This is a genomic window from Herbaspirillum seropedicae (assembly GCF_001040945.1).
GTDB classification, from domain to species: Bacteria; Pseudomonadota; Gammaproteobacteria; order Burkholderiales; family Burkholderiaceae_D; genus Herbaspirillum; species Herbaspirillum seropedicae.
Window position 1 is genome coordinate 3,529,441 of the sequence record NZ_CP011930.1, and the last position, 18,849, is coordinate 3,548,289.

Genomic DNA, 18,849 nt, shown 5'->3' on the forward strand with positions numbered 1-18,849 from the left:
AATCCTCGTCCGAAAAGAGACGGCACACCAGTAGCTGGAGGAATGAATGATCGTAGTACACATCCTGGACGGCTGATCCAGCCAGGCCAGCCAGGCTAGTTCTTGCCGGTCCGCAGCAGCGGACAGCCAATTCCATTGACACCCCATGCCGTCCGCTTGCCCACCCGGCAAGCGGACAGGGCATCGCTTTGCCATCGCCTTGAACCCATGAAGATCAACGATTTGCCCCAGGACCTGCTAGCGCCCACCGACGCTGCCGTCCTGCCCGCCACCGTCCAGCAGCCCACCCCGGCGCAGCCACAGCCGCAACCCCTGCTTGCGAGCAGCGAGGACGAAGGCGGCTACCCCTACCCGGCGCAGGCCACCCTCATGTCCAGCACCGACACCAGCAGCGTGCTCACCTACGCCAACTCCAGTTTCGTCGAGGTCAGCGGTTTCCACCGGGAGCAACTGATCGGCCAACCCCACAACATCGTGCGCCATCCTGATATGCCGCGCGAGGCTTTTGCCGACATGTGGGCCACGCTGCGGCGCGGCGACGCCTGGACTGCCGTGGTCAAGAACCGCCGCGCCGATGGCCGCCACTACTGGGTGCGCGCCAACGTCACCCCGATCCGGCGCGGCGGCGGCATCACCGGCTTCCTGTCGGTGCGCACCCAGCCTGCCCCGCATGAAATCCGTGCTGCTGCAGCGCTGTACCGGCGCTTTCGCGAAGGCCGGGCGCGTGGATTGCGCTTCTGCCACGGGCTGGTGGTGCGTAGCGGCCTGCTCGGCTGGACGCGCCTGGAACAGGTGCTGCCGGTGCGCTGGCGGCTACGGCTGGCGCTGGCCGCGGGCGGCCTCACCGCGCTGGCCGGCGGCATCCTGGCCGGTGCGCCGTTAGCGCCGATGGCCGCCAGTGTGCTGCCGCCGCTGGCGCTGGCCTGCCTCTGGCTGGAACGCCGCCTGGCTGCACCGCTGGAATTGGTCCTGCAACAGGCCAAGGCCGTCGCCTGCGGCCAGCCGGCCCAGACCCAGGGCCTGGACCGCATCGATGAAATCGGCCTGCTGCTGCGTGCAGTCAATCAATCCGGCCTCAACCTGCGTGCACTCATTGACGACGTCGCCGCGCAAGTCCAGGGACTGGAACAGGCCAGCCGCCAGATCGCCAGCGACAATGCCGACCTGCGCCAACGCACCGCCGACACCCACGCCCAATTGCAGCAGACCGCCAGCGCCGCCGAACAGATGGCCACCGCCGTGCGCCACAGCGCCGACAGCGCCCAGGCCGCCCATGCCCAGGCGCGCCAGACCAGCCAAGCCGCCGCACAAGGGCGCGACATCGTCACCCAGGTCGTGCAGACCATGCACCAGATCGCCGACGCCTCCGGCCGCATTGGCGAAATCAACGGCCTCATCGACAGCATTGCCTTCCAGACCAACATCCTGGCCCTGAACGCCGCCGTGGAAGCGGCCCGGGCGGGTGAAGCCGGTCGCGGCTTCGCCGTGGTGGCGGCGGAAGTGCGCACCCTGGCCCAGCGCAGCGCCAGCGCGGCCCGTGAGATCAAGGCCCTGATCGCCCACAGCGTGGGCCAGAGCCAGGCCGGAGCGCAACGCGCCGAGCAGGCAGCAGCGGCCATCGAGAGCATCGTTGCACAAGCCCAGGACATGAGTACGCTCATCGGCGCCATCTCCACCAGCGCGGTCGAGCAGAGCCAGGGGGTGAGCCAGGTCAGCCAGTCGGCGCTGATGCTCGATGGCATGACCCAGCAGAACGCCGCGATGGTCGAGCATTCGGCCGCCGCCGTGGCAGCCATGCAGCAGCGCATGCAGACCCTGCAACAGGCCGTGGCCGTCTTCGAGCACGACTGATTCCTGATCCGCGCCGCCCGTGCTTGCCAGCCGCGGCCGAACCGCTAGAATTGCGGTCTGGCCGCGTTTTTTTCGCCGCTGGCACAATATTGGCGACGCTGCCCCGTCTTCAGGGCATGCAGCCCATTTCCCTTTCCTCCCCGATGAGCGACCAGGACCGCGAGATCACCGCTACCGTCATGCGCGAGCGCAGCCGGCTGGGCGGCTTCATCCGGCGCCGGGTGGCCGACGCCGGCGAGGCCGAAGACATCCTGCAGGAAGTGTTCTACGAGTTCGTCCAGGCCTATCGCCTGCCCGAGCCGATCGAACAGGTCAGCGCCTGGCTGTTCCGGGTGGCGCGCAACCGCATCATCGACCGCTTCCGCAAGAAGAAGGAAGAGCCCTTGCCCGAAGCCCACGACATTGAACAGGTCGATGGCGCAGACGACGCCTGGCGGCTCGACCTGGCGCTGCCCGCCAGCGCTGACGGCCCCGAAGCGGCCTATGCCCGCGCCGCCCTGATCGACGCCTTGCAAGAGGCGCTGGGCGAATTGCCCGAGGCGCAACGCGAGGTCTTCATCGCGCATGAACTCGACGGGCTCAGTTTCAAGGAAATGGCGGCTGCCAGCGGCACCAGCTTGAATACCCTGCTGGCGCGCAAGCGCTATGCAGTGCTGCACCTGCGCGAGCGGCTGCAGGCGGTTTATGACGAATTGGAGATGTAATGGATCAGAACGCAATCCCCCAGCCCGACCCTCAACCCGGCTCCCCACCCGGCCCTGAGCGCAACCCCGGACGCCGCCACGGCCACCGTGGTCACCGTGGCCGCTGGGGGTTCAAGCTGGCCCTGTGCCTGTTGTGCGTACCGCTGCTGGGCGTGGTGGTGATGCTGCTGTGGAACTGGGTGATGCCGCCGATCTTCCCTGGCGTGGCCGAGATCGGCTTCTGGCGCGCCCTGGGCTTGCTGGTGCTATGCCGGATCCTGTTCGGCGGCTTTCGCGGGCGTCATGGCGGCTGGCGCGACAAGCGCCACTTCATGCGCGCCCGCTGGGAAGCCATGACACCCGAGGAACGCGAGCGCTGCCAACTGCGCAGCCGCATGTTCTGCCGCGACGAACGCAAATGAACAAGGCGGCCCGCTGCCCCTGAATGGCTCAGCCCAGGGCAGACGGCTGGGGCGCCGCATGCCAGTCATGCTCGCGCAGACCGATGGAGGTGAAGGGATCGACCAGGGTGCCCGCCACCATCCTGGCCAGCAGTTGCGGCGCCGGCGGCACCACTGACAAGCGCGCCGCCAACTGATCACGCACCCAGGGCAGCCAGACCGAATCGGATTGGTAGAACGGCGTGAACATGGCCGACATGGCCTGGAAGGTCCGCACATGGCGTCGCCGCGACGCGGCATAGCGCGGCAGGGCCTGCTCCAACGTCTCCGACTGCTGCAAGGCGTGGCTCAACGCCCGTGCATCGAGCAAGGCCATGTTGGCGCCCTGCCCCAGCTGCGGGCTGGTGGAATGGGCCGCATCGCCGATGATGGCCAGCCGCTCACCGTAAGGCAGCGGCAAGGTGTGATGGCCATACCGCGCCAGCGTCATCTGCTCGAAGCCATCGATCTGCGCCAGATAAGGCGCGCACTCCGGCCAGAGGGCATGCACCCCATCCTTCCAGGCTGACAGCCCCGCCTGCTTGAGCGACTCCACCCGATCCGGCCGCGTACTCCAGAAGAACGCCACCATGGGCTCATCCTGCGGCGTCGGGCGACCGATGGGCAGCACACCGATCATGGTGCTGGCGCGGCGATAGCGCTGCACCAGTGAATTGTGGCCGAAGGACAAGCCCGGCTGGGCCCGCAACGAGACCCAGAAAGCGCCATAGGGCAAGGGCCGCGGTTCGCAGCTGTGCAACGCATGGCGACGCAGCGGCGAGCGCGCACCACTGGCGTCGATGACCAAGTCGAAGCCGCCGATGCGGCGGCCATCGGCGGCCGTCAGGCAGGCCTGTGCGCCGGTGTGCTCCAGGTTGCCGATATCCTGCCCGGTCTCCACTTCGATACCCTCCTGCTGCGCCGCCTCCAGCAACACGCCGAACAAGGCGGCCCGATGCACGGCAATGCCGTAGCGGCCACCGGCAATGGCGTCGTAACGCACGTCCAGCACCGTCTTGCCCGAGAGCGCGTCAGCGCCGTAGAGGCGGTCGATGCGTTGGCCCAGCGCGGCGATGCGGGAGAACAATCCCAGGTCTTGCAGCACGGTCAGCCCGGTTGGCTGCAGGATCAGCCCGGAACCGACCGGTGCGGCCTGCAGGAAGCGCTCCAGCAAGCTGACCCGATGTCCGGCGCGCTTGAGATAGAGGGCCATGGCCAGCCCGGCTGGACCGGCGCCGGCAATGGCGACGTGCAAGGGTGTCATGCCGCCCCCGACGTCGGCTGCTGGCGCGTCCAGGCCGGCGCATCCTTGTCCAGGAAGGCGCGCAGGCCTTCACGTCCTTCGGCAGAGGCGCGCAGGTCGGCGATGACGCCGGCCGTGTATTCGGACAATTCAGGCGTGACCTGCAAGGGATTGGCCACCTGTACCAATTGCTTGGCCGCGCGCATGGCCTGCGGGCCATTGGCCAGCAAGGTATCGATCAGTTGCGCCGTCCTGGCATCGAGCTCATCGGGGGGCGCCACTTCATGCACCAGGCCCATGGCAGCCGCGCGCGCGGCCGGGAAGCGTTCTGCCGAGACGAAGTAGCGGCGCGCCTGCGACACACCCATCTTGGCGATCACATACGGGCTGATGGCTGCGGGCGCCAGGCCCAGCTTGACTTCGGAGAGCGCGAAGAAAGCCGCATCAGACGCCACCACGATATCGCAGCAGGACACCAGGCCCACGCCGCCGCCCATCACAGCGCCTTGCACCTTGGCCAAGGTGGGGGTCGGGAAGCTGTTGAGCGTTTCCATCAGCAGCGCCAGCTTGCGGGCGTCGCGCAGGTTGTCTTCACGCGAGGCATCGGCCATGCGGCGCATCCAGGCCAGGTCGGCGCCGGCGGAGAAGGATTTGCCGGTCGAGGCCAGCAGCAGGAGGCAAGTCCGGGTATCGTCGCGCGCCTGGGTGAGCAAGTCGATCAAGTGGGCGATCAGTTGGTCGTCGAAGGCGTTGTGGATCTCGGGGCGGTTCAGGGTGATCGTGGCCAGGCCACGGGGGGTGATGTCGAGGTGGGCTGCGCTGCTCATTTGTGCTCCTTGGTTGGCCTTGTTATGCCCTGATGGGGGCTGCGGCTGTGCAGGGAGGATAGCGTACTGGGGGAGATATAGAAAAGCCCGCTTGCGCGGGCTTCCGATCGGCTGGCTTGGCTTGGATTGCGTCATGCGCGCGCTCTACCGCCCTCTAACGCTCGCTGCGCAAGCGAGGGATTCGCCCACGTGCCGCAGGCCCGGTTTCGCTTGCAAGCGAAACCTTTCGAATCCCCCCGCGATGTGCTCAAGCACATCGCTAGGGGCCACCAAACAAAAAAGCCCGCTTGCGCGGGCTTCCGATCGGCTGGCTTGGCTTGGATTGCGTCATGCGCGCGCTCCACCACCCTCTAACGCTCGCTGCGCGAGCGAGGGATTCGCCCACGTGCCGCGGGCCCGGTTTCGCTTGCAAGCGAAACCTTTCGAATCCTCCCCGCGATGTGCTCAAGCACATCGCTAGGGGCCACCAAACAAAAAAGCCCGCTTGCGCGGGCTTTTTTATTTGGCGTCCCCTGGGGGATTCGAACCCCCGTACTCACCGTGAAAGGGTGATGTCCTAGGCCTCTAGACGAAGGGGACAAAACGGTCACAACTACAATATTCCTCGAATCAGCTCTTCCGCCAATTCACCCCCACATATCCATGCGGGTCGCTGGTGGAGGTAAGCGGGATCGAACCGCTGACCTCTTGCATGCCATGCAAGCGCTCTCCCAGCTGAGCTATACCCCCTGCGAAAGGAAAAGTCCCAAACTACGGACTATCCAACCTCAAGGTAGCCTGACCGGTCTGATCAGACTACTTACTACCTGGCGTCCCCTGGGGGATTCGAACCCCCGTACTCACCGTGAAAGGGTGATGTCCTAGGCCTCTAGACGAAGGGGACACTGTACCGCTACATACCTGCGCTGCCTGCTGGGTGACAGCGCAGATATCGAAATCTGGCGTCCCCTGGGGGATTCGAACCCCCGTACTCACCGTGAAAGGGTGATGTCCTAGGCCTCTAGACGAAGGGGACAAGCAGGTACTTCACATTACTTCTTGCTTCTACACTTCAAGCTTCGCCTGAAATATCACCGCCAAACATCTGCGGGTCGCTGGTGGAGGTAAGCGGGATCGAACCGCTGACCTCTTGCATGCCATGCAAGCGCTCTCCCAGCTGAGCTATACCCCCGTTGCGAAGAAGCGAGATTATGCAATACCTCTTTTCAAAAGACAACAGCTTTTTCAAAAATAATTTCTATTTTTTAAAGATAGCCAGACAAACGTGCCTGTACAGCCTCACGGCCGAACAATTGCAGCACGGCGTCAATCGCCGGGGTCTGTAATTGGCCCGCCACGATCAGGCGCAAGGGCATGGCCAGCTGCGGCATCTTGATGCCGTGCGCGGCCAGCACTTCCTTGATCATCGGGGCGATGGCTTCCTTGGTCCATTCCACGGTCGCCACGCGCTGGGCGAAGTCGGCCAGCGCCGGCTTGATGGCCTCAGTGATGTGCTGCGCCACCAGCGCTGCATCCGGGGCGGGCTGACGGTAGAACATCAGGGCCGCCGCGGCAATCTCGTTGACGGTGTTGGCGCGGTCCTTCAGCAGCGCAATCACGGCCGCCAGATCAGGCGCTCCTTCGAAAACCGCACCCTGCGCTTCCAGCAGGGGACGCACCAGGCCAGCCAGGCGGGCATTGTCGGCCAGCTTGATGTAGTGGTTGTTGAGCCAGTTCAGCTTTTCCGGGTTGAATTGCGCCGGGGCCTTGGTCAGGTGGTCCAGGTCGAACCATGCGCAGAACTGCTGCATCGAGAAGATCTCGTCGTCGCCATGGCTCCAGCCCAGGCGCGCCAGGTAGTTCAGCATGGCTTCGGGCAGGTAGCCCTGGGCCGGGTAATCCATCACGCTGACGGCGCCATGGCGCTTGGACAGCTTCTCGCCATCGGCGCCCAGGATCATCGGCACATGGCCATACTCGGGCAGCGTGCCACCCAGAGCCTTGAGGATGTTGATCTGGCGCGGCGTATTGTTCACATGGTCGTCGCCACGGATGACGTGGGTGATCTTCATGTCCCAGTCGTCCACCACCACGCAGAAGTTGTAGGTGGGGGTGCCGTCCGGACGGGCAATCACCAGGTCGTCCAGCTCGCGGTTGGAAATCGTGATGGGGCCCTTGACCACATCGTTCCAGCTCACCTCGCCATCCTGTGGATTCTTGAAACGCACCACCGGCTTGCGACCTTCCGGAATGGCCGGCAGGGTCTTGCCCGGTTCCGGACGCCAGGTGCCGTCGTAGCGCGGCTTCTCGCCGGCCGCACGCTGGCGCTCGCGCATGGCTTCCACTTCTTCCGGGGTGCAATAGCAGTAGTAGGCCGTGCCCTGCTCCAGCATCTGTGCGATCACCTCGCGATAGCGATCCATGCGCTTCATCTGGTAGAACGGACCTTCGTCATGCTCCAGCCCCAGCCACTGCATGCCCTCGATGATGGCCTGCACCGCTTCCGGGGTGGAACGCTCGACGTCGGTATCTTCGATGCGCAACACGAAGGTGCCGCCGAAGCGGCGGGCGTAGGCCCAGGAGAACAGCGCCGTGCGGGCGCCGCCCAGGTGCAGGTAGCCGGTGGGACTGGGAGCGAAACGGGTGCGAACTTGAGTGGCAGTCATGATAGCGAGTAAAAACCAGGCCGGCCCTGGGTTGCCAGGGCCGGCCATCGGTGAAGCGAAAGAATTCGGAAAGGCGTCATTTTAACGCCTTTGCAGGCCGGCACGCCATGCGGGCGTCCCGCCCCGGGGTGGCATCAGTCGTTCTGCACGACGATGCTGGGGAACTTGCTAGACATGTCACGCGCCTTCTCGGCCACCTTCACGGCGACCTTGCGGGCGATGGCCTTGTAGATCTCGGCCACCTTGCCCTCAGGATCGGCCACCACGGTGGGCTTGCCGGAATCGGTCTGTTGGCGGATTTCCATGGTCAGCGGCAAGGCGCCCAGGAAGTCCACGCCAAAGTCGGCGCACATCTTCTCGCCACCGCCCACGCCAAAGATGGGCTCGGCATGGCCGCAGTTGGAGCAGACGTGCATACTCATGTTTTCGACAATGCCCAGGATGGGAATGCCGACCTTCTCGAACATGCGCAAGCCCTTGCGCGCATCCAGCAGGGCAATATCCTGCGGGGTGGTCACGATGACCGCACCGGTCACCGGCACCTTCTGCGACAGGGTCAGCTGCACGTCGCCGGTGCCGGGCGGCATGTCGACGATCAGGTAATCCAGGTCGCGCCAGTTGGTCTGGTCCAGCAATTGCTGCAAGGCCTGGGTGACGATGGGGCCGCGCCAGACCATGGGTTCGTCGGGGTCGATCATGAAACCGATGGAGGACACCTGCAGGCCGTGATTCTCCAGCGGCTCCATGGTCTTGCCATCCTTGGTCTCGGGCTGGCCGGAGATGCCCATCATCATGGGCTGCGAGGGACCATAGATATCGGCATCCAGGATGCCTACCCGCGCCCCCTCGGCCGACAGCGCCAGCGCCAGGTTCACGGCGGTGGTGGACTTGCCCACACCGCCCTTGCCGGACGCCACGGCGATGATGTTCTTGACGTTGCTCTTGAGCTTGATGCCGCGCTGCACCGCATGCGCCACGATCTTGAAGTAGACGTTGGCTTCCACGGCAGTCACGCCCGGCAACTTGCCCAGCGCCTCTTCGACCAGTTGGCGGATCGGTGCGACCTGGCTGGCCGCCGGATAACCCAGCTCCACGTCCAGCAGCACGCGGGGGCCCTCGACGCGGATATTGCGGGCTTCCTTGCCACGGATCATGTCCTTGCCGGTATTGGGGTCGATCACCTGCAACAGGGCCGCCTTGATCTCTTCCACGGTAATGCTCATTGGTTCTCCTTGCTCAGAACCCGCAAGTCTAAACCAATCGCGCCCGGGCCGCCCTGTGCGCGGATCAAAGCCCCTCGCACCACCGGCCAGTTTCATTGCAATGGAGCAACTACTGCGCCCAAGGCCCGCTGGCTGATAGAATGCCCCTCTTTCATGGCAGTTTTCTTGCAGCTTTCTTGCTATTTCGGCGCGCACGCGCCTTAACCTACTTGCATCGTCCGTATCGCCAATGAGCACTTCCGCACCTCGCCAACTCTTCGTCACGACCGCACTCCCCTACGCCAACGGCGCTTTCCACATCGGCCACATCATGGAATACATCCAGGCCGATATCTGGGTCCGGTTCCAGCGAATGCAGGGCAATGAGGTGCATTTCGTGGGCGCAGACGATGCCCACGGCGCGCCCATCATGATCGCCGCCGAAAAGGCCGGCATCACGCCGCAGCAGTTCGTGGCCAACATCGCCGCGGGCCGCAAGCAATACCTGGACGGCTTCCATATCGCCTTCGACAACTGGAGCTCCACCGACAGCCCGGAGAACCACGAACTGTCGCAAGAGATCTACCGCGCCCTGCGCGATGAAGCCAAGCTGATCTCCACCAAGACCATCGACCAGTTCTATGATCCGGTGAAGAACATGTTCCTGCCGGACCGCTACATCAAGGGCGAATGCCCCAAGTGCGGCACCAAGGACCAATACGGCGACTCCTGCGAGAACTGCAGTGCGGTCTACTCGCCCACCGACCTGAAGAATCCGTACTCGACCCTGTCGGGCGCCACGCCCGTGATGAAGTCTTCCGAGCACTTCTTCTTCAAGCTGTCGGACCCGAAGTGCGTAGCCTTCCTGCGCGAATGGGCGCTGGACAGCAACCGCCTGCAACCGGAAGTGGCCAACAAGGCCAAGGAATGGCTGGATGGCGAAGGCGGCCTGGGCGACTGGGACATCAGCCGCGACGCCCCCTACTTCGGCATCGAGATCCCCGACGCACCGGGCAAGTACTTCTACGTCTGGCTGGACGCGCCCATCGGCTACCTGGCCTCGCTGAAGAACTACTTCGCCAAGACCGGGCGCGACTTCGACGCCTTCATGGCCGATGACAAGACCGAGCAGTACCACTTCATCGGCAAGGACATCACCTACTTCCACACCCTGTTCTGGCCCGCCATGCTCAAGTTCGCCGGTCGCAAGACGCCCAACAACGTCTTCGCCCACGGCTTCATCACGGTCAGCGGCGAGAAGATGTCCAAGTCGCGCGGCACCGGCATCTCGCCGCTGCGCTACCTGGACATCGGCATGAACCCGGAATGGCTGCGCTACTACATCGCCGCCAAGTTGAACGCCAAGGTCGAAGACGTGGACTTCAACCCGGACGACTTCGTCGCCCGCGTCAATGCCGACCTGATCGGCAAGTACGTCAACATCGCCAGCCGCGCCGCCGGCTTCATCGCCAAGCGCTTCGAAGGCCGCGTCTCCACCCAGTGGGCCACCGCTGACGACGCCTTCCTGGCCAAGCTGCGCGGCGTGGCCGACGAGATCCGCAGCCTCTACGAGCAGCGTGAGTATGGCAAGGCCTTGCGCCTGGTGATGGAACAGGCCGACGCCATCAACGCCTACGTGGACGCCAACAAGCCCTGGGAACTGGCCAAGGACAGCGCGCGCGATGCGCAACTGCACGAAGTCTGCAGCCGCCTCTTGGAAGCCTTCCGCATCCTGACCGTCTACCTCAAGCCGGTGCTGCCGCAACTGGCTGCCCAGGTGGAAGCCTTCCTCCAGGTCCAGCCCTTCCAGTGGGGCGATGTGGCCATGCCGCTGGCCGATGGCCACGTCATCCATGCCTATTCCCACCTGATGCAGCGCGTCGATCCGAAGATGCTCGATGCCCTGTTCGAAGCGCCGGAAGCGCCTGCCGCTGCGGCCTCCGAAGCAGCCGCCGCAGAAAGCGCCATCGAAGACCTGGCCCCGGAAATCACCATCGACGACTTCGCCAAGGTCGATCTGCGCATCGCCAAGATCGTCAACTGCGAGGCCGTGGAAGGCTCCACCAAGCTGCTGCGCCTGACCCTGGACGCGGGCGAAGGCCGTACCCGCAATGTCTTCTCCGGCATTGCCTCGGCCTACAAGCCGGAAGAGCTGGTGGGCAAGCTGACCCTGATGGTGGCCAACCTGGCGCCGCGCAAGATGAAGTTCGGCCTCTCCGAAGGCATGGTGCTGGCGGCTTCGGCCAAGGACGAGAAGTCCCATCCTGGCATCTACATCCTCAATCCGTGGCCGGGCGCCGAGCCGGGCATGCGCGTGCGCTAAAGCGCATTCGCCGCCCTTGGCCTGAGCAGCAGGAGAGATCGTCATGAACCTGGTGATACGTGAAGCCACCTCGGAAGATGCCAGCCTGATCGCCGAGCTGACCCGCCACAGCTGGGCCAACAAGGTCGCGCCCAGCTCCTCGGGCCACCGCGAGGCGCCTGACCATGTGCAGGAAGACCTGCAGCACGGCGGCGCCTTCATCCTGCTCAGTGGCGAGACCCCTGCCGGCTCGGTGCGCTGGCTGCCGCTGGACACCGAAAGCGACGTCTGGGAAATCCGCCGCATGGGCATCGCCCCGGCCTTCCGGGGCGAGCGCCTGTCCCAGCACCTGATGGAAGCCCTGATCCACCGCGCCCAGTCGGCCGATGTGCGCGAGCTGCGGCTGGCGGTGCGCACCGATCAGGCGCAACTGGTGGACCTGTATGCCGCCTTCGGCTTCGAGATCGCGCCGGAACTGGAATATACCCGCGCCAATCCGCAGGAAGCGCCGCCCATCGTGATGCGGCGGGTCATGCGGCACTAAGCCCCTTTTCGACTTTCCCCCTGCCCTCTGCCTGAAAAGCGACGCCTGGTGCGTCGCTTTTCTTTTGTCCCGCCGTCGCCTCGGCGGGTGGGAACGTTTGTTCATCAAGCGGTAACAATCGCTCGCTACCATCGTGAAAACGTTGTCAGGAGGCCTTGCCCGCCTGGCCTGCCGGGGGGCAGTCCAGTGGCATGCGCCGTTGATTCACATTCACAGGTAAGCACAAGAACAATGGCCCAAGGGGATAGACAGGAAACCGCCTACATGGCGGTGCGCGTGGCGCGGCTCTACTACTTCCAGAACATGACTACCGCCGCCATCGCCGATGAAATCGGCACCTCGCGCGCGACCGTCTCGCGCCTGCTGTCCTTTGCACTGGAGCGCGGGCTGGTGGAAATCCGGGTGCACGATCCACAGCAGGTCTCCGGCAGCCTGGAAGCCGCCATTGCCAACCACTATCGCCTGCATTCGATCCAGGTGGTCCCGGTGGCCGCCGCCGCCACCGACAAGGAAACCCTGCAGCGCGTCACCTGCCACGCCGCCGCCTACGTCAATTCGCTGGTCACGCCCGGCACCATCATCGGCCTGGCCTGGGGCACCACGGTGGCGCAGATCGCCGACCAGTTGCTGCCGCGTCATGTGCATGATGTGGATGTAGTAGCGCTCAATGGTTCCGGCAGCGGCGCCAGCTTCATCAACAGCTTCAGCGAATCCATCGTCTCGCGCTTTGCCCAGAACTATGGCGCGCGCGCCCATCATCTGCCGGTGCCGGCCTTCTTCGACTATCCCGAAACACGCACGGCGCTCTGGCGTGAAAAAAGCATCAAGGCCATCCGCGACCTGCAGGAGCGCGCCTCCATCCTGCTGTTTTCCATCGGCGCCGAGGCCACCGGCAGCTATATCCATACCGCTGGCTACCTGGGTGAAGAAGAACGCCAGATCCTGCGCGACGAGGGGCTGGTGGGCGACATCGCCACCGTCTTCTTCCGCGCCGATGGCAGTTGGCGCGATGTCGCCTTCAACGCCCGCAACAGCGGCCCCGACATGGACTGCTTTACCCGCGCCGCGCATGCGCTGTGCGTGGTCTCCGGCGCCGGCAAGCTGCCGGGCCTGAAAGCCGCACTGCGCGGCGGCTTCATCAACGAACTGATCATCGACGAACCGAGCGCGCGCCTGCTGGTGGAGCAGATCCGCAACGGCGCGGCGGCGTGATCGCTGATCTCATCACCACGAGGAAACCAGCATGGCAGCCATCTCCTTGCAGGGCGTCTGCAAGCACTGGGGTGAAGCCCAGGCCGTCAGGAACATCGATTTCGAGGTGAAGGCAGGGCAATTCACCGTCTTGCTGGGCCCTTCCGGCTGCGGCAAGTCGACCACCCTGCGCCTCATCGCCGGGCTGGACAAACCCAGTTCGGGCAGCATCCACATCGGTGGACGCGACGTGACGCAGCTGCCGCCGGCGCAGCGCAAGATTTCCATGGTGTTCCAGTCCTATGCGCTGTTCCCGCACTTAAGCGTGCGCGACAACATCCTCTTCGGCGTGCGCGTGCGCAAGGAACCGCGTGCGGGTTACGAAACCCGCCTGAAGCGCGTGGCCGACATCCTGGGTCTGGCGCATCTACTGGAGCGCCGCCCCGCGCAGCTTTCCGGCGGCCAGCAGCAGCGCGTGGCGCTGGGCCGCGCCATCATTGCCGATGCGCCGGTCTGCCTGATGGATGAACCTCTCTCCAACCTCGACGCCCAGTTGCGCCAGGAAATGCGCCGAGAGATCCGCGCCCTGCAGCAGCAATTGAACATGACCATGGTCTACGTCACCCACGACCAGACCGAGGCCATGAGCATGGCCGACCAGGTGATCCTGCTGCGCGAGGGCCGCATCGAACAGGATGCCGCCCCTGCCGACCTGTATGCCCAGCCAGCGACCGCCTTCGCCGCCCGCTTCATCGGCACGCCCCCGATGAACCTGCTGCCGCTGGAGCCCCACGCCGAAGGATTGGTCATCAGCGGCAGCGACGTGATCCTGCGTGACCTCGGCCAGACGCCATGGCAACTGGGCCTGCGTCCGGAACACATCCGGCTGGCAGACGCCAGCGATTCCTCGGTCCCCGCCGTGGTCGAGACGGTCGAGTACTTTGGCGCCGACACCATCATCGGCGCCCGTATCGGCGCAGCCTCGCTGCTGGTGCGCGCGCCCGGCCAGCACAGGCTGGGCGCCGGCGATCCGGTGCGCCTGGCCTGGGACGCCCGCGACCAGTACTTCTTCGATCCCGCCAGCGGCCTGCGCCGGCCCTGATCCACATCACCGCACCACGATTTCCGCAGCAAGCCACCCTTCCACCTCATGGAGATGCATCATGCGTAGAACCGTCCTCAAGTCCCTGGCAGCACTGGCCGTCAGCGCTGCCTTCTGTACGCCGGTACTGGCCGCCAATCCGGTCGAGATCAGCTTCTATTACCCGGTCGCCGTGGGCGGCGCGGTCACCAAGACCATCGACAGCATGGTGGCCGACTTCGAAAAGGCCCATCCCGACATCAAGGTCAAGGCCATCTATGCCGGCACCTACCAGGAAAGCATCGTCAAGGCGCTGACCGCCTTCAAGGGCGGCACCCCGCCGACGCTGGCCGTGCTGCTCTCGACCGACCTCTTCACCCTGATCGACGAGAACGCCATCCTGCCCATCGACAGCCTGGCCAGCAGCGCCGAAGACAAGAAGTGGATCGCCGGCTTCTACAAGGGCTTCATGGAAAACAGCCAGACCGAGGGCAAGACCTGGGGCATCCCCTTCCAGCGTTCGACCATCGTGATGTACTACAACAAGGCCCTGTTCAAGGAAGCCGGCCTGAACCCCGACAAGGCCCCCGCCAACTGGAACGAGATGGTGGAAGCCGCCAAGAAGCTGACCAAGCGCGACGCTGCCGGCAACGTCACGCAATGGGGTGTGAAGATTCCTTCCACCGGCTTCGGCTACTGGATGTTCCAGGCCATGACCGCCTCCAATGACACCCTCCTCATGAACAGCGCCGGCACCAAGACCTACTTCGACAAGCCGGGTGCGGTGCAGGCCCTGCAGCACTGGGTCGACCTGACGACCAAGGAGAAGGTCATGCCCGCCGGTTCCATCGAATGGGGCACCACCCCCAAGGACTTCCTGGAGCAGAAGGCCGCCATGGTCTGGACCACCACCGGCAACCTGACCAATATCCGCACCAACGCCAGCTTCCCCTTCGGCGTGGCAATGCTGCCGGGCATCAAGCATCCGGGCAGCCCGACCGGCGGCGGCAACTTCTACGTCTTCAACAAGACCTCGCCGGCCGAGCAGCAGGCTGCCATGAAGTTCATCCGCTTCGCCACCGAACCGGCGCGCGCGGCGCAGTGGTCGATTGCCACCGGCTACGTAGCACCACGCCAGGATGCCTGGGACACCCCGGAAATGAAGAAATACCTGCAGGATGTGCCGGCTGCCGATGTGGCGCGCGAGCAGATGAAGTATGGCGTGGCTGAACTCTCCACCCACGACAACCAGCGCGTGACCAAGGCCCTGAACGACAACCTGCAGGCCGCCCTGTCCGACACCAAGACACCGGAAGCCGCATTGAAGGACGCCCAGCGTGAAGCCGAGCGCATCCTGCGCAGCTACGGCCGTTGATGCGCTCCTTGCACAAGGCCTGCCGATGAAACGCCTGCCCTCCTCCGTGCTGCCCTGGCTGCTGCTGTCGCCGGCGATGGTGCTGCTGATCGCCTTCACGCACTACCCGGCGCTGGCGACGCTCTGGCACAGCTTCTTTTCCACGCCCAAGGGAGTCCGGCCATCGGTCTTCGTCGGCCTGGAAAACTATCGCCTCATGGCGGACGATCCGGTCTTCTGGCAGGCCCTCTGCAACAACCTCTGGTTTGCTCTCGGCACCATCCCGCTGGCCATCGCCCTGGCCATCCTGATGGCGCTGTGGGTCAACGAGAAACTGGCCGGGCGCGGCGTGCTGCGCCTGGCCTATTTCACCCCGACGGTGTTGCCGATGATCGCGGTGGCCAATATCTGGCTGTTCTTCTATACGCCGCAATATGGCCTGCTGGAACAGATCACCGGCGCGCTCGGCCTGCCCTCGCACAACTGGCTGGGCAATCCGCAGACCGTGCTGGGTGCGCTGATGGTAGTGGCGGTGTGGAAGGAGGCTGGCTTCTTCATGATCTTCTACCTGGCCGCGCTGCAGCAGATCTCGCCGGTGCTGGCCGAAGCCGCCGCACTGGAGGGTGCATCGCGCTGGCAATACTTCTGGCGCGTGCAGTTTCCGCTGTTGATGCCCACCACGCTCTTCGTGCTCATCAATGCGCTCATCAACGCCTTCCGCCTGGTCGATCACATCGTGGTGATGACCAAGGGCGGGCCCGACAATGCCAGCTCCCTGCTGCTTTATTACATCTATGAAGTTGGCTTCGCCTTCTGGGATTCTTCCTACGCTGCAGCCCTGACGGTAGTGCTGCTGGCCCTGCTGGGATTGATTGCGCTGGTGAAGTTTCGTGTACTTGATCGCCGGACCCACTACCAATGATCGCGCCCACCTCGCCTTTCGCCGACCGCCATCGCGCGCTGGAAACCGTCTCTGCCTGGGTGCTGGCGCTGCTGTGGCTGCTGCCGCTGCTATATGCGCTGTGGACCGCCTTCCATCCGGCTGCCTTCGCCACCCGCTTCACGCTGGACGCTCCGCTGACACTGCAGAACTTCGTCAACGCTTGGCAGGCCGCGCCTTTCCCGCGCTATTTCCTCAATACGTTTTTACTGGTGACGATGATCCTGGCCGCGCAACTGGTGCTGGCCACGCTGGCCGCCTATGCCTTTGCCCGCTTCACTTTCCGGGGCAGCAATGTGATGTTCATGCTGGTGCTGCTGCAATTGATGGTGATGCCCGACATCCTGATCGTAGAGAACTACCAGACCATGAACCTGCTGGGCCTGCGCGACACCATCCTGTCGATTGGCCTGCCCTACTTCGCCTCGGCCTTCGGTATCTTCCTGCTGCGCCAGACCTTCAAGACGGTGCCGCGCGAACTGGATGAAGCCGCGACCGTGGAGGGCGCCTCGGCCTGGCAGATTCTGATGCAGGTCTACGTACCGCTGGCCAGACCGATCTATATCGCCTTCGGGCTGGTCTCGGTGAGCACCCACTGGAACAACTTCCTGTGGCCGCTGATCGTGACCAATTCGGTGGAATCGCGTCCGCTGACGGTGGGGCTGCAGGTGTTTTCTTCCACCGATCAGGGGGTGGACTGGTCCATCATCACGGCGGCTACGCTGATGACTTCGGCGCCTTTGCTGCTGGCGTTCCTGCTGTTCCAGCGGCAGTTTGTGCAGTCGTTCATGCGGGCGGGGATACGCTGACGCTGGCCGGGACTCAGTGCCCCGAAATCTCCGAAATAGAAGTCCGCACCACCTGCTTGGTATTCATGTCGAAATGTACGTTGAAGAGCCGGTCCTCGTGCACGTAATGGTATTTCCAGTCCCACACTTCCTCGTTCTTGCGGCCAAACTGCACCACGCTGCGGGGACGGCCGAACTGGCGGCGGATCTGCTCGGCAGTCATGCCCGCTCGGATGGTGTCGAAATGTTCCTGGGTCAGCACCTGCTGGTAGTCGATCAGGGTGCCGGAAGCGCCGATGCTGAACATCCAGGTGCGGATGCCTTGCGGCCCCTTGGGGTATTCCAGCGTGCGCGCGCCCTGGCCGTCGTCCCAGACGGTGTCGGGCTGGCCCATCACATCACGGACGTCGGCTTCGCTGGAAATGCCTTTTTGCAACTTGTCCAAACCAAACTCCTCGATGGGCTTGCCATTGCGGTCGCAGCCCAACATTGCCAGGGCAACAAGAAAAGCGCCGAATTTGCCGGCGTGGCGACGCAGGCGGGTAAAGAAAGGATCAGTCATGGAGCCTGTAGGTAATTGATTATCCCTGATGAAGACAAGGTAAAATACGCCCTCTGTGTAACATTTTGGCCTGAAATTATCATGCTCTTCGGAAAAAAAACCACCTACGTATCTGAAATCACCCAGTTCATCGACGAACTGAAGACGAAGAACCCGAAGCTGGAAGAATCTCAGCGCGCCGGTCGCGCCCTGCTGTGGGACAAGGAACCCCTGGACCTGGACAAGACCGCCCGTGACAAGGCCTCGCGCGTGGCGCAACAGCCCTACGTCTACCAGAGCCACTAAGCGTTCCGCATGACGGCCCAAGCAGGTGGCGCCGATCTGGCCGGCCAGCCCGGCGCGGAACCCAGCGCCGACGCCATCGACATCACCCCCGCCGGACAACAGGACAGCACGCCCGACGTGATCGACGGCGTGGCATTGGCGCGCCTGTACGGCGAGCCGCTGTTCCAGCTGCCCAATGACCTCTACATCCCGCCGGATGCGCTGGAAGTCTTCCTGGAAGCCTTCCAGGGGCCGCTGGACCTGCTGCTGTACCTGATCCGCAAGCAGAACTTCAACATCCTCGACATCCCGCTGGCGCAGGTCACCGCCCAGTACCTGGAATACGTCGACCAGATCCGCAAGCAGAACCTGGAACTGGCCGCCGAATATCTGCTGATGGCGGCCATGCTCATCGAGATCAAGTCGCGCATGCTGCTGCCGGCCAAGAAGGCGGAAAGCGGCGAAGAACCCGAAGACCCGCGCGCCGAGCTGGTGCGCCGGCTGCTGGAATACGAACAGATCAAGCTGGCCGCCCAGGAACTGGACCAGTTGCCGCAGGTCGGGCGCGACTACGTGCGCACCCAGGTCCATATCGAGCAGACCGTGGTCACCCGCTGGCCCGAGGTCAACATGGATGACCTCAAGGCGGTCTGGGCCGACATCCTCCGGCGCGCCAAGCTGACCCAGCACCACCATATCAGCCGCGAAGAGCTCTCGGTGCGCGAGCACATGACGGGCATCCTGCGACGGCTGCAGTCGGCGCGTTTCGTGGAGTTCTCCGACCTCTTCGATCCCTCGCGCGGAGTGCCGGTGGTGGTGGTCAACTTCATCGCCCTGCTTGAACTGGCCAAGGAAACGCTCATCGAGATCACCCAGGCCGAAGCCTTCGCCCCCATCTATGTCAGACTGTCGTACTCGCCCAGCTGAACCGG

At 64.2% G+C, this 18,849-nt stretch carries 17 protein-coding genes and 5 tRNA genes; 12 read left to right on the forward strand and 10 right to left on the reverse strand.

The window, feature by feature from the left end; translation table 11 throughout:
* The first annotated feature begins 207 nt into the window (after positions 1-207).
* From ACP92_RS15380 to ACP92_RS15390, 3 genes are all read left to right on the forward strand, one after another.
* Entirely contained in the window at positions 208-1,851 is a 1,644-nt protein-coding gene (locus ACP92_RS15380; protein ID WP_156181794.1) for a methyl-accepting chemotaxis protein, read from the forward strand.
* A 116-nt stretch (positions 1,852-1,967) separates the two neighbouring features.
* Entirely contained in the window at positions 1,968-2,555 is a 588-nt protein-coding gene (locus ACP92_RS15385; protein WP_013235029.1) for an RNA polymerase sigma factor, read from the forward strand.
* On the forward strand, positions 2,555-2,956 hold the full coding sequence (locus ACP92_RS15390) for a hypothetical protein (RefSeq protein ID WP_013235030.1): 402 nt from the start codon (positions 2,555-2,557) through the stop codon (positions 2,954-2,956). The genes ACP92_RS15385 and ACP92_RS15390 overlap by 1 nt, the downstream gene beginning before the upstream one ends.
* 28 nt (positions 2,957-2,984) lie before the next feature.
* On the opposite strand, the gene ACP92_RS15395 is transcribed toward ACP92_RS15390, so the two are convergent.
* The 9 genes from ACP92_RS15395 to apbC all read right to left on the reverse strand — a co-directional run bounded on the left by ACP92_RS15395 (position 2,985) and on the right by apbC (position 8,912).
* Positions 2,985-4,238, reverse strand: coding sequence for an FAD-dependent oxidoreductase (locus ACP92_RS15395; RefSeq protein WP_013235031.1), 1,254 nt, complete (start codon positions 4,236-4,238; stop codon positions 2,985-2,987).
* On the reverse strand, positions 4,235-5,044 hold the full coding sequence (locus ACP92_RS15400; protein ID WP_013235032.1) for an enoyl-CoA hydratase-related protein: 810 nt from the start codon (positions 5,042-5,044) through the stop codon (positions 4,235-4,237). Before ACP92_RS15400 ends, ACP92_RS15395 begins: the two co-directional genes overlap by 4 nt.
* 503 nt (positions 5,045-5,547) lie before the next feature.
* A tRNA-Glu gene (locus ACP92_RS15405) sits at positions 5,548-5,623 on the reverse strand.
* Between the two features lie 74 nt (positions 5,624-5,697).
* Positions 5,698-5,773 (reverse strand) — tRNA-Ala (locus tag ACP92_RS15410).
* A 78-nt stretch (positions 5,774-5,851) separates the two neighbouring features.
* Positions 5,852-5,927, reverse strand: a tRNA-Glu gene (locus ACP92_RS15415).
* Positions 5,928-5,983: 56 nt separating this feature from the next.
* A tRNA-Glu gene (locus ACP92_RS15420) sits at positions 5,984-6,059 on the reverse strand.
* Between the two features lie 80 nt (positions 6,060-6,139).
* Positions 6,140-6,215, reverse strand: a tRNA-Ala gene (locus ACP92_RS15425).
* Between the two features lie 73 nt (positions 6,216-6,288).
* Positions 6,289-7,689 carry a glutamate--tRNA ligase gene (gene gltX, locus ACP92_RS15430; RefSeq protein WP_041310965.1) on the reverse strand — a complete coding sequence of 467 codons (1,401 nt, stop codon included), beginning with the start codon at positions 7,687-7,689 and terminating at the stop codon, positions 6,289-6,291.
* Between the two features lie 134 nt (positions 7,690-7,823).
* A complete protein-coding gene (apbC, locus tag ACP92_RS15435) occupies positions 7,824-8,912 on the reverse strand; it encodes an iron-sulfur cluster carrier protein ApbC (protein WP_013235034.1) in 1,089 nt (362 codons plus the stop codon).
* Between the two features lie 229 nt (positions 8,913-9,141).
* Between apbC and metG the strand changes: the two genes are divergently transcribed.
* From metG to ACP92_RS15470, 7 genes are all read left to right on the forward strand, one after another.
* Positions 9,142-11,214, forward strand: coding sequence for a methionine--tRNA ligase (metG, locus tag ACP92_RS15440; RefSeq protein WP_013235035.1), 2,073 nt, complete (start codon positions 9,142-9,144; stop codon positions 11,212-11,214).
* A gap of 43 nt (positions 11,215-11,257) precedes the next feature.
* Positions 11,258-11,737 (forward strand): GNAT family N-acetyltransferase, encoded by a 480-nt coding sequence (locus ACP92_RS15445; RefSeq protein WP_013235036.1) that lies wholly within the window; start codon positions 11,258-11,260, stop codon positions 11,735-11,737.
* A gap of 231 nt (positions 11,738-11,968) precedes the next feature.
* Positions 11,969-12,949 (forward strand): sugar-binding transcriptional regulator, encoded by a 981-nt coding sequence (locus ACP92_RS15450; RefSeq protein ID WP_013235037.1) that lies wholly within the window; start codon positions 11,969-11,971, stop codon positions 12,947-12,949.
* Positions 12,950-12,980: 31 nt separating this feature from the next.
* The gene (locus tag ACP92_RS15455; RefSeq protein ID WP_013235038.1) at positions 12,981-14,030 is read left to right on the forward strand and encodes an ABC transporter ATP-binding protein; all 1,050 of its coding nucleotides are present in this window, start codon (positions 12,981-12,983) and stop codon (positions 14,028-14,030) included.
* 61 nt (positions 14,031-14,091) lie between these two features.
* Positions 14,092-15,384: an ABC transporter substrate-binding protein gene (locus tag ACP92_RS15460; protein ID WP_013235039.1), complete on the forward strand. Its 1,293-nt coding sequence runs from the start codon at positions 14,092-14,094 to the stop codon at positions 15,382-15,384.
* Positions 15,385-15,409: 25 nt separating this feature from the next.
* Positions 15,410-16,285 (forward strand): carbohydrate ABC transporter permease, encoded by an 876-nt coding sequence (locus ACP92_RS15465; RefSeq protein ID WP_013235040.1) that lies wholly within the window; start codon positions 15,410-15,412, stop codon positions 16,283-16,285.
* Entirely contained in the window at positions 16,282-17,112 is an 831-nt protein-coding gene (locus ACP92_RS15470) for a carbohydrate ABC transporter permease (protein ID WP_013235041.1), read from the forward strand. The genes ACP92_RS15465 and ACP92_RS15470 overlap by 4 nt, the downstream gene beginning before the upstream one ends.
* Before the next feature lie 13 nt (positions 17,113-17,125).
* Here the strand turns inward: ACP92_RS15470 and bamE are convergent, their stop codons facing one another.
* Complete coding sequence (gene bamE, locus ACP92_RS15475) at positions 17,126-17,653, reverse strand: outer membrane protein assembly factor BamE domain-containing protein (protein WP_013235042.1); 528 nt, start codon at positions 17,651-17,653, stop codon at positions 17,126-17,128.
* Positions 17,654-17,734: 81 nt separating this feature from the next.
* Here bamE and ACP92_RS15480 point away from each other — a divergent pair, with 81 nt between their 5' ends.
* A complete protein-coding gene (locus ACP92_RS15480) occupies positions 17,735-17,938 on the forward strand; it encodes a DUF3460 family protein (protein WP_008330239.1) in 204 nt (67 codons plus the stop codon).
* Positions 17,939-17,947: 9 nt separating this feature from the next.
* Entirely contained in the window at positions 17,948-18,844 is an 897-nt protein-coding gene (locus ACP92_RS15485) for a segregation and condensation protein A (protein WP_013235043.1), read from the forward strand.
* Positions 18,845-18,849 lie beyond the last annotated feature (5 nt).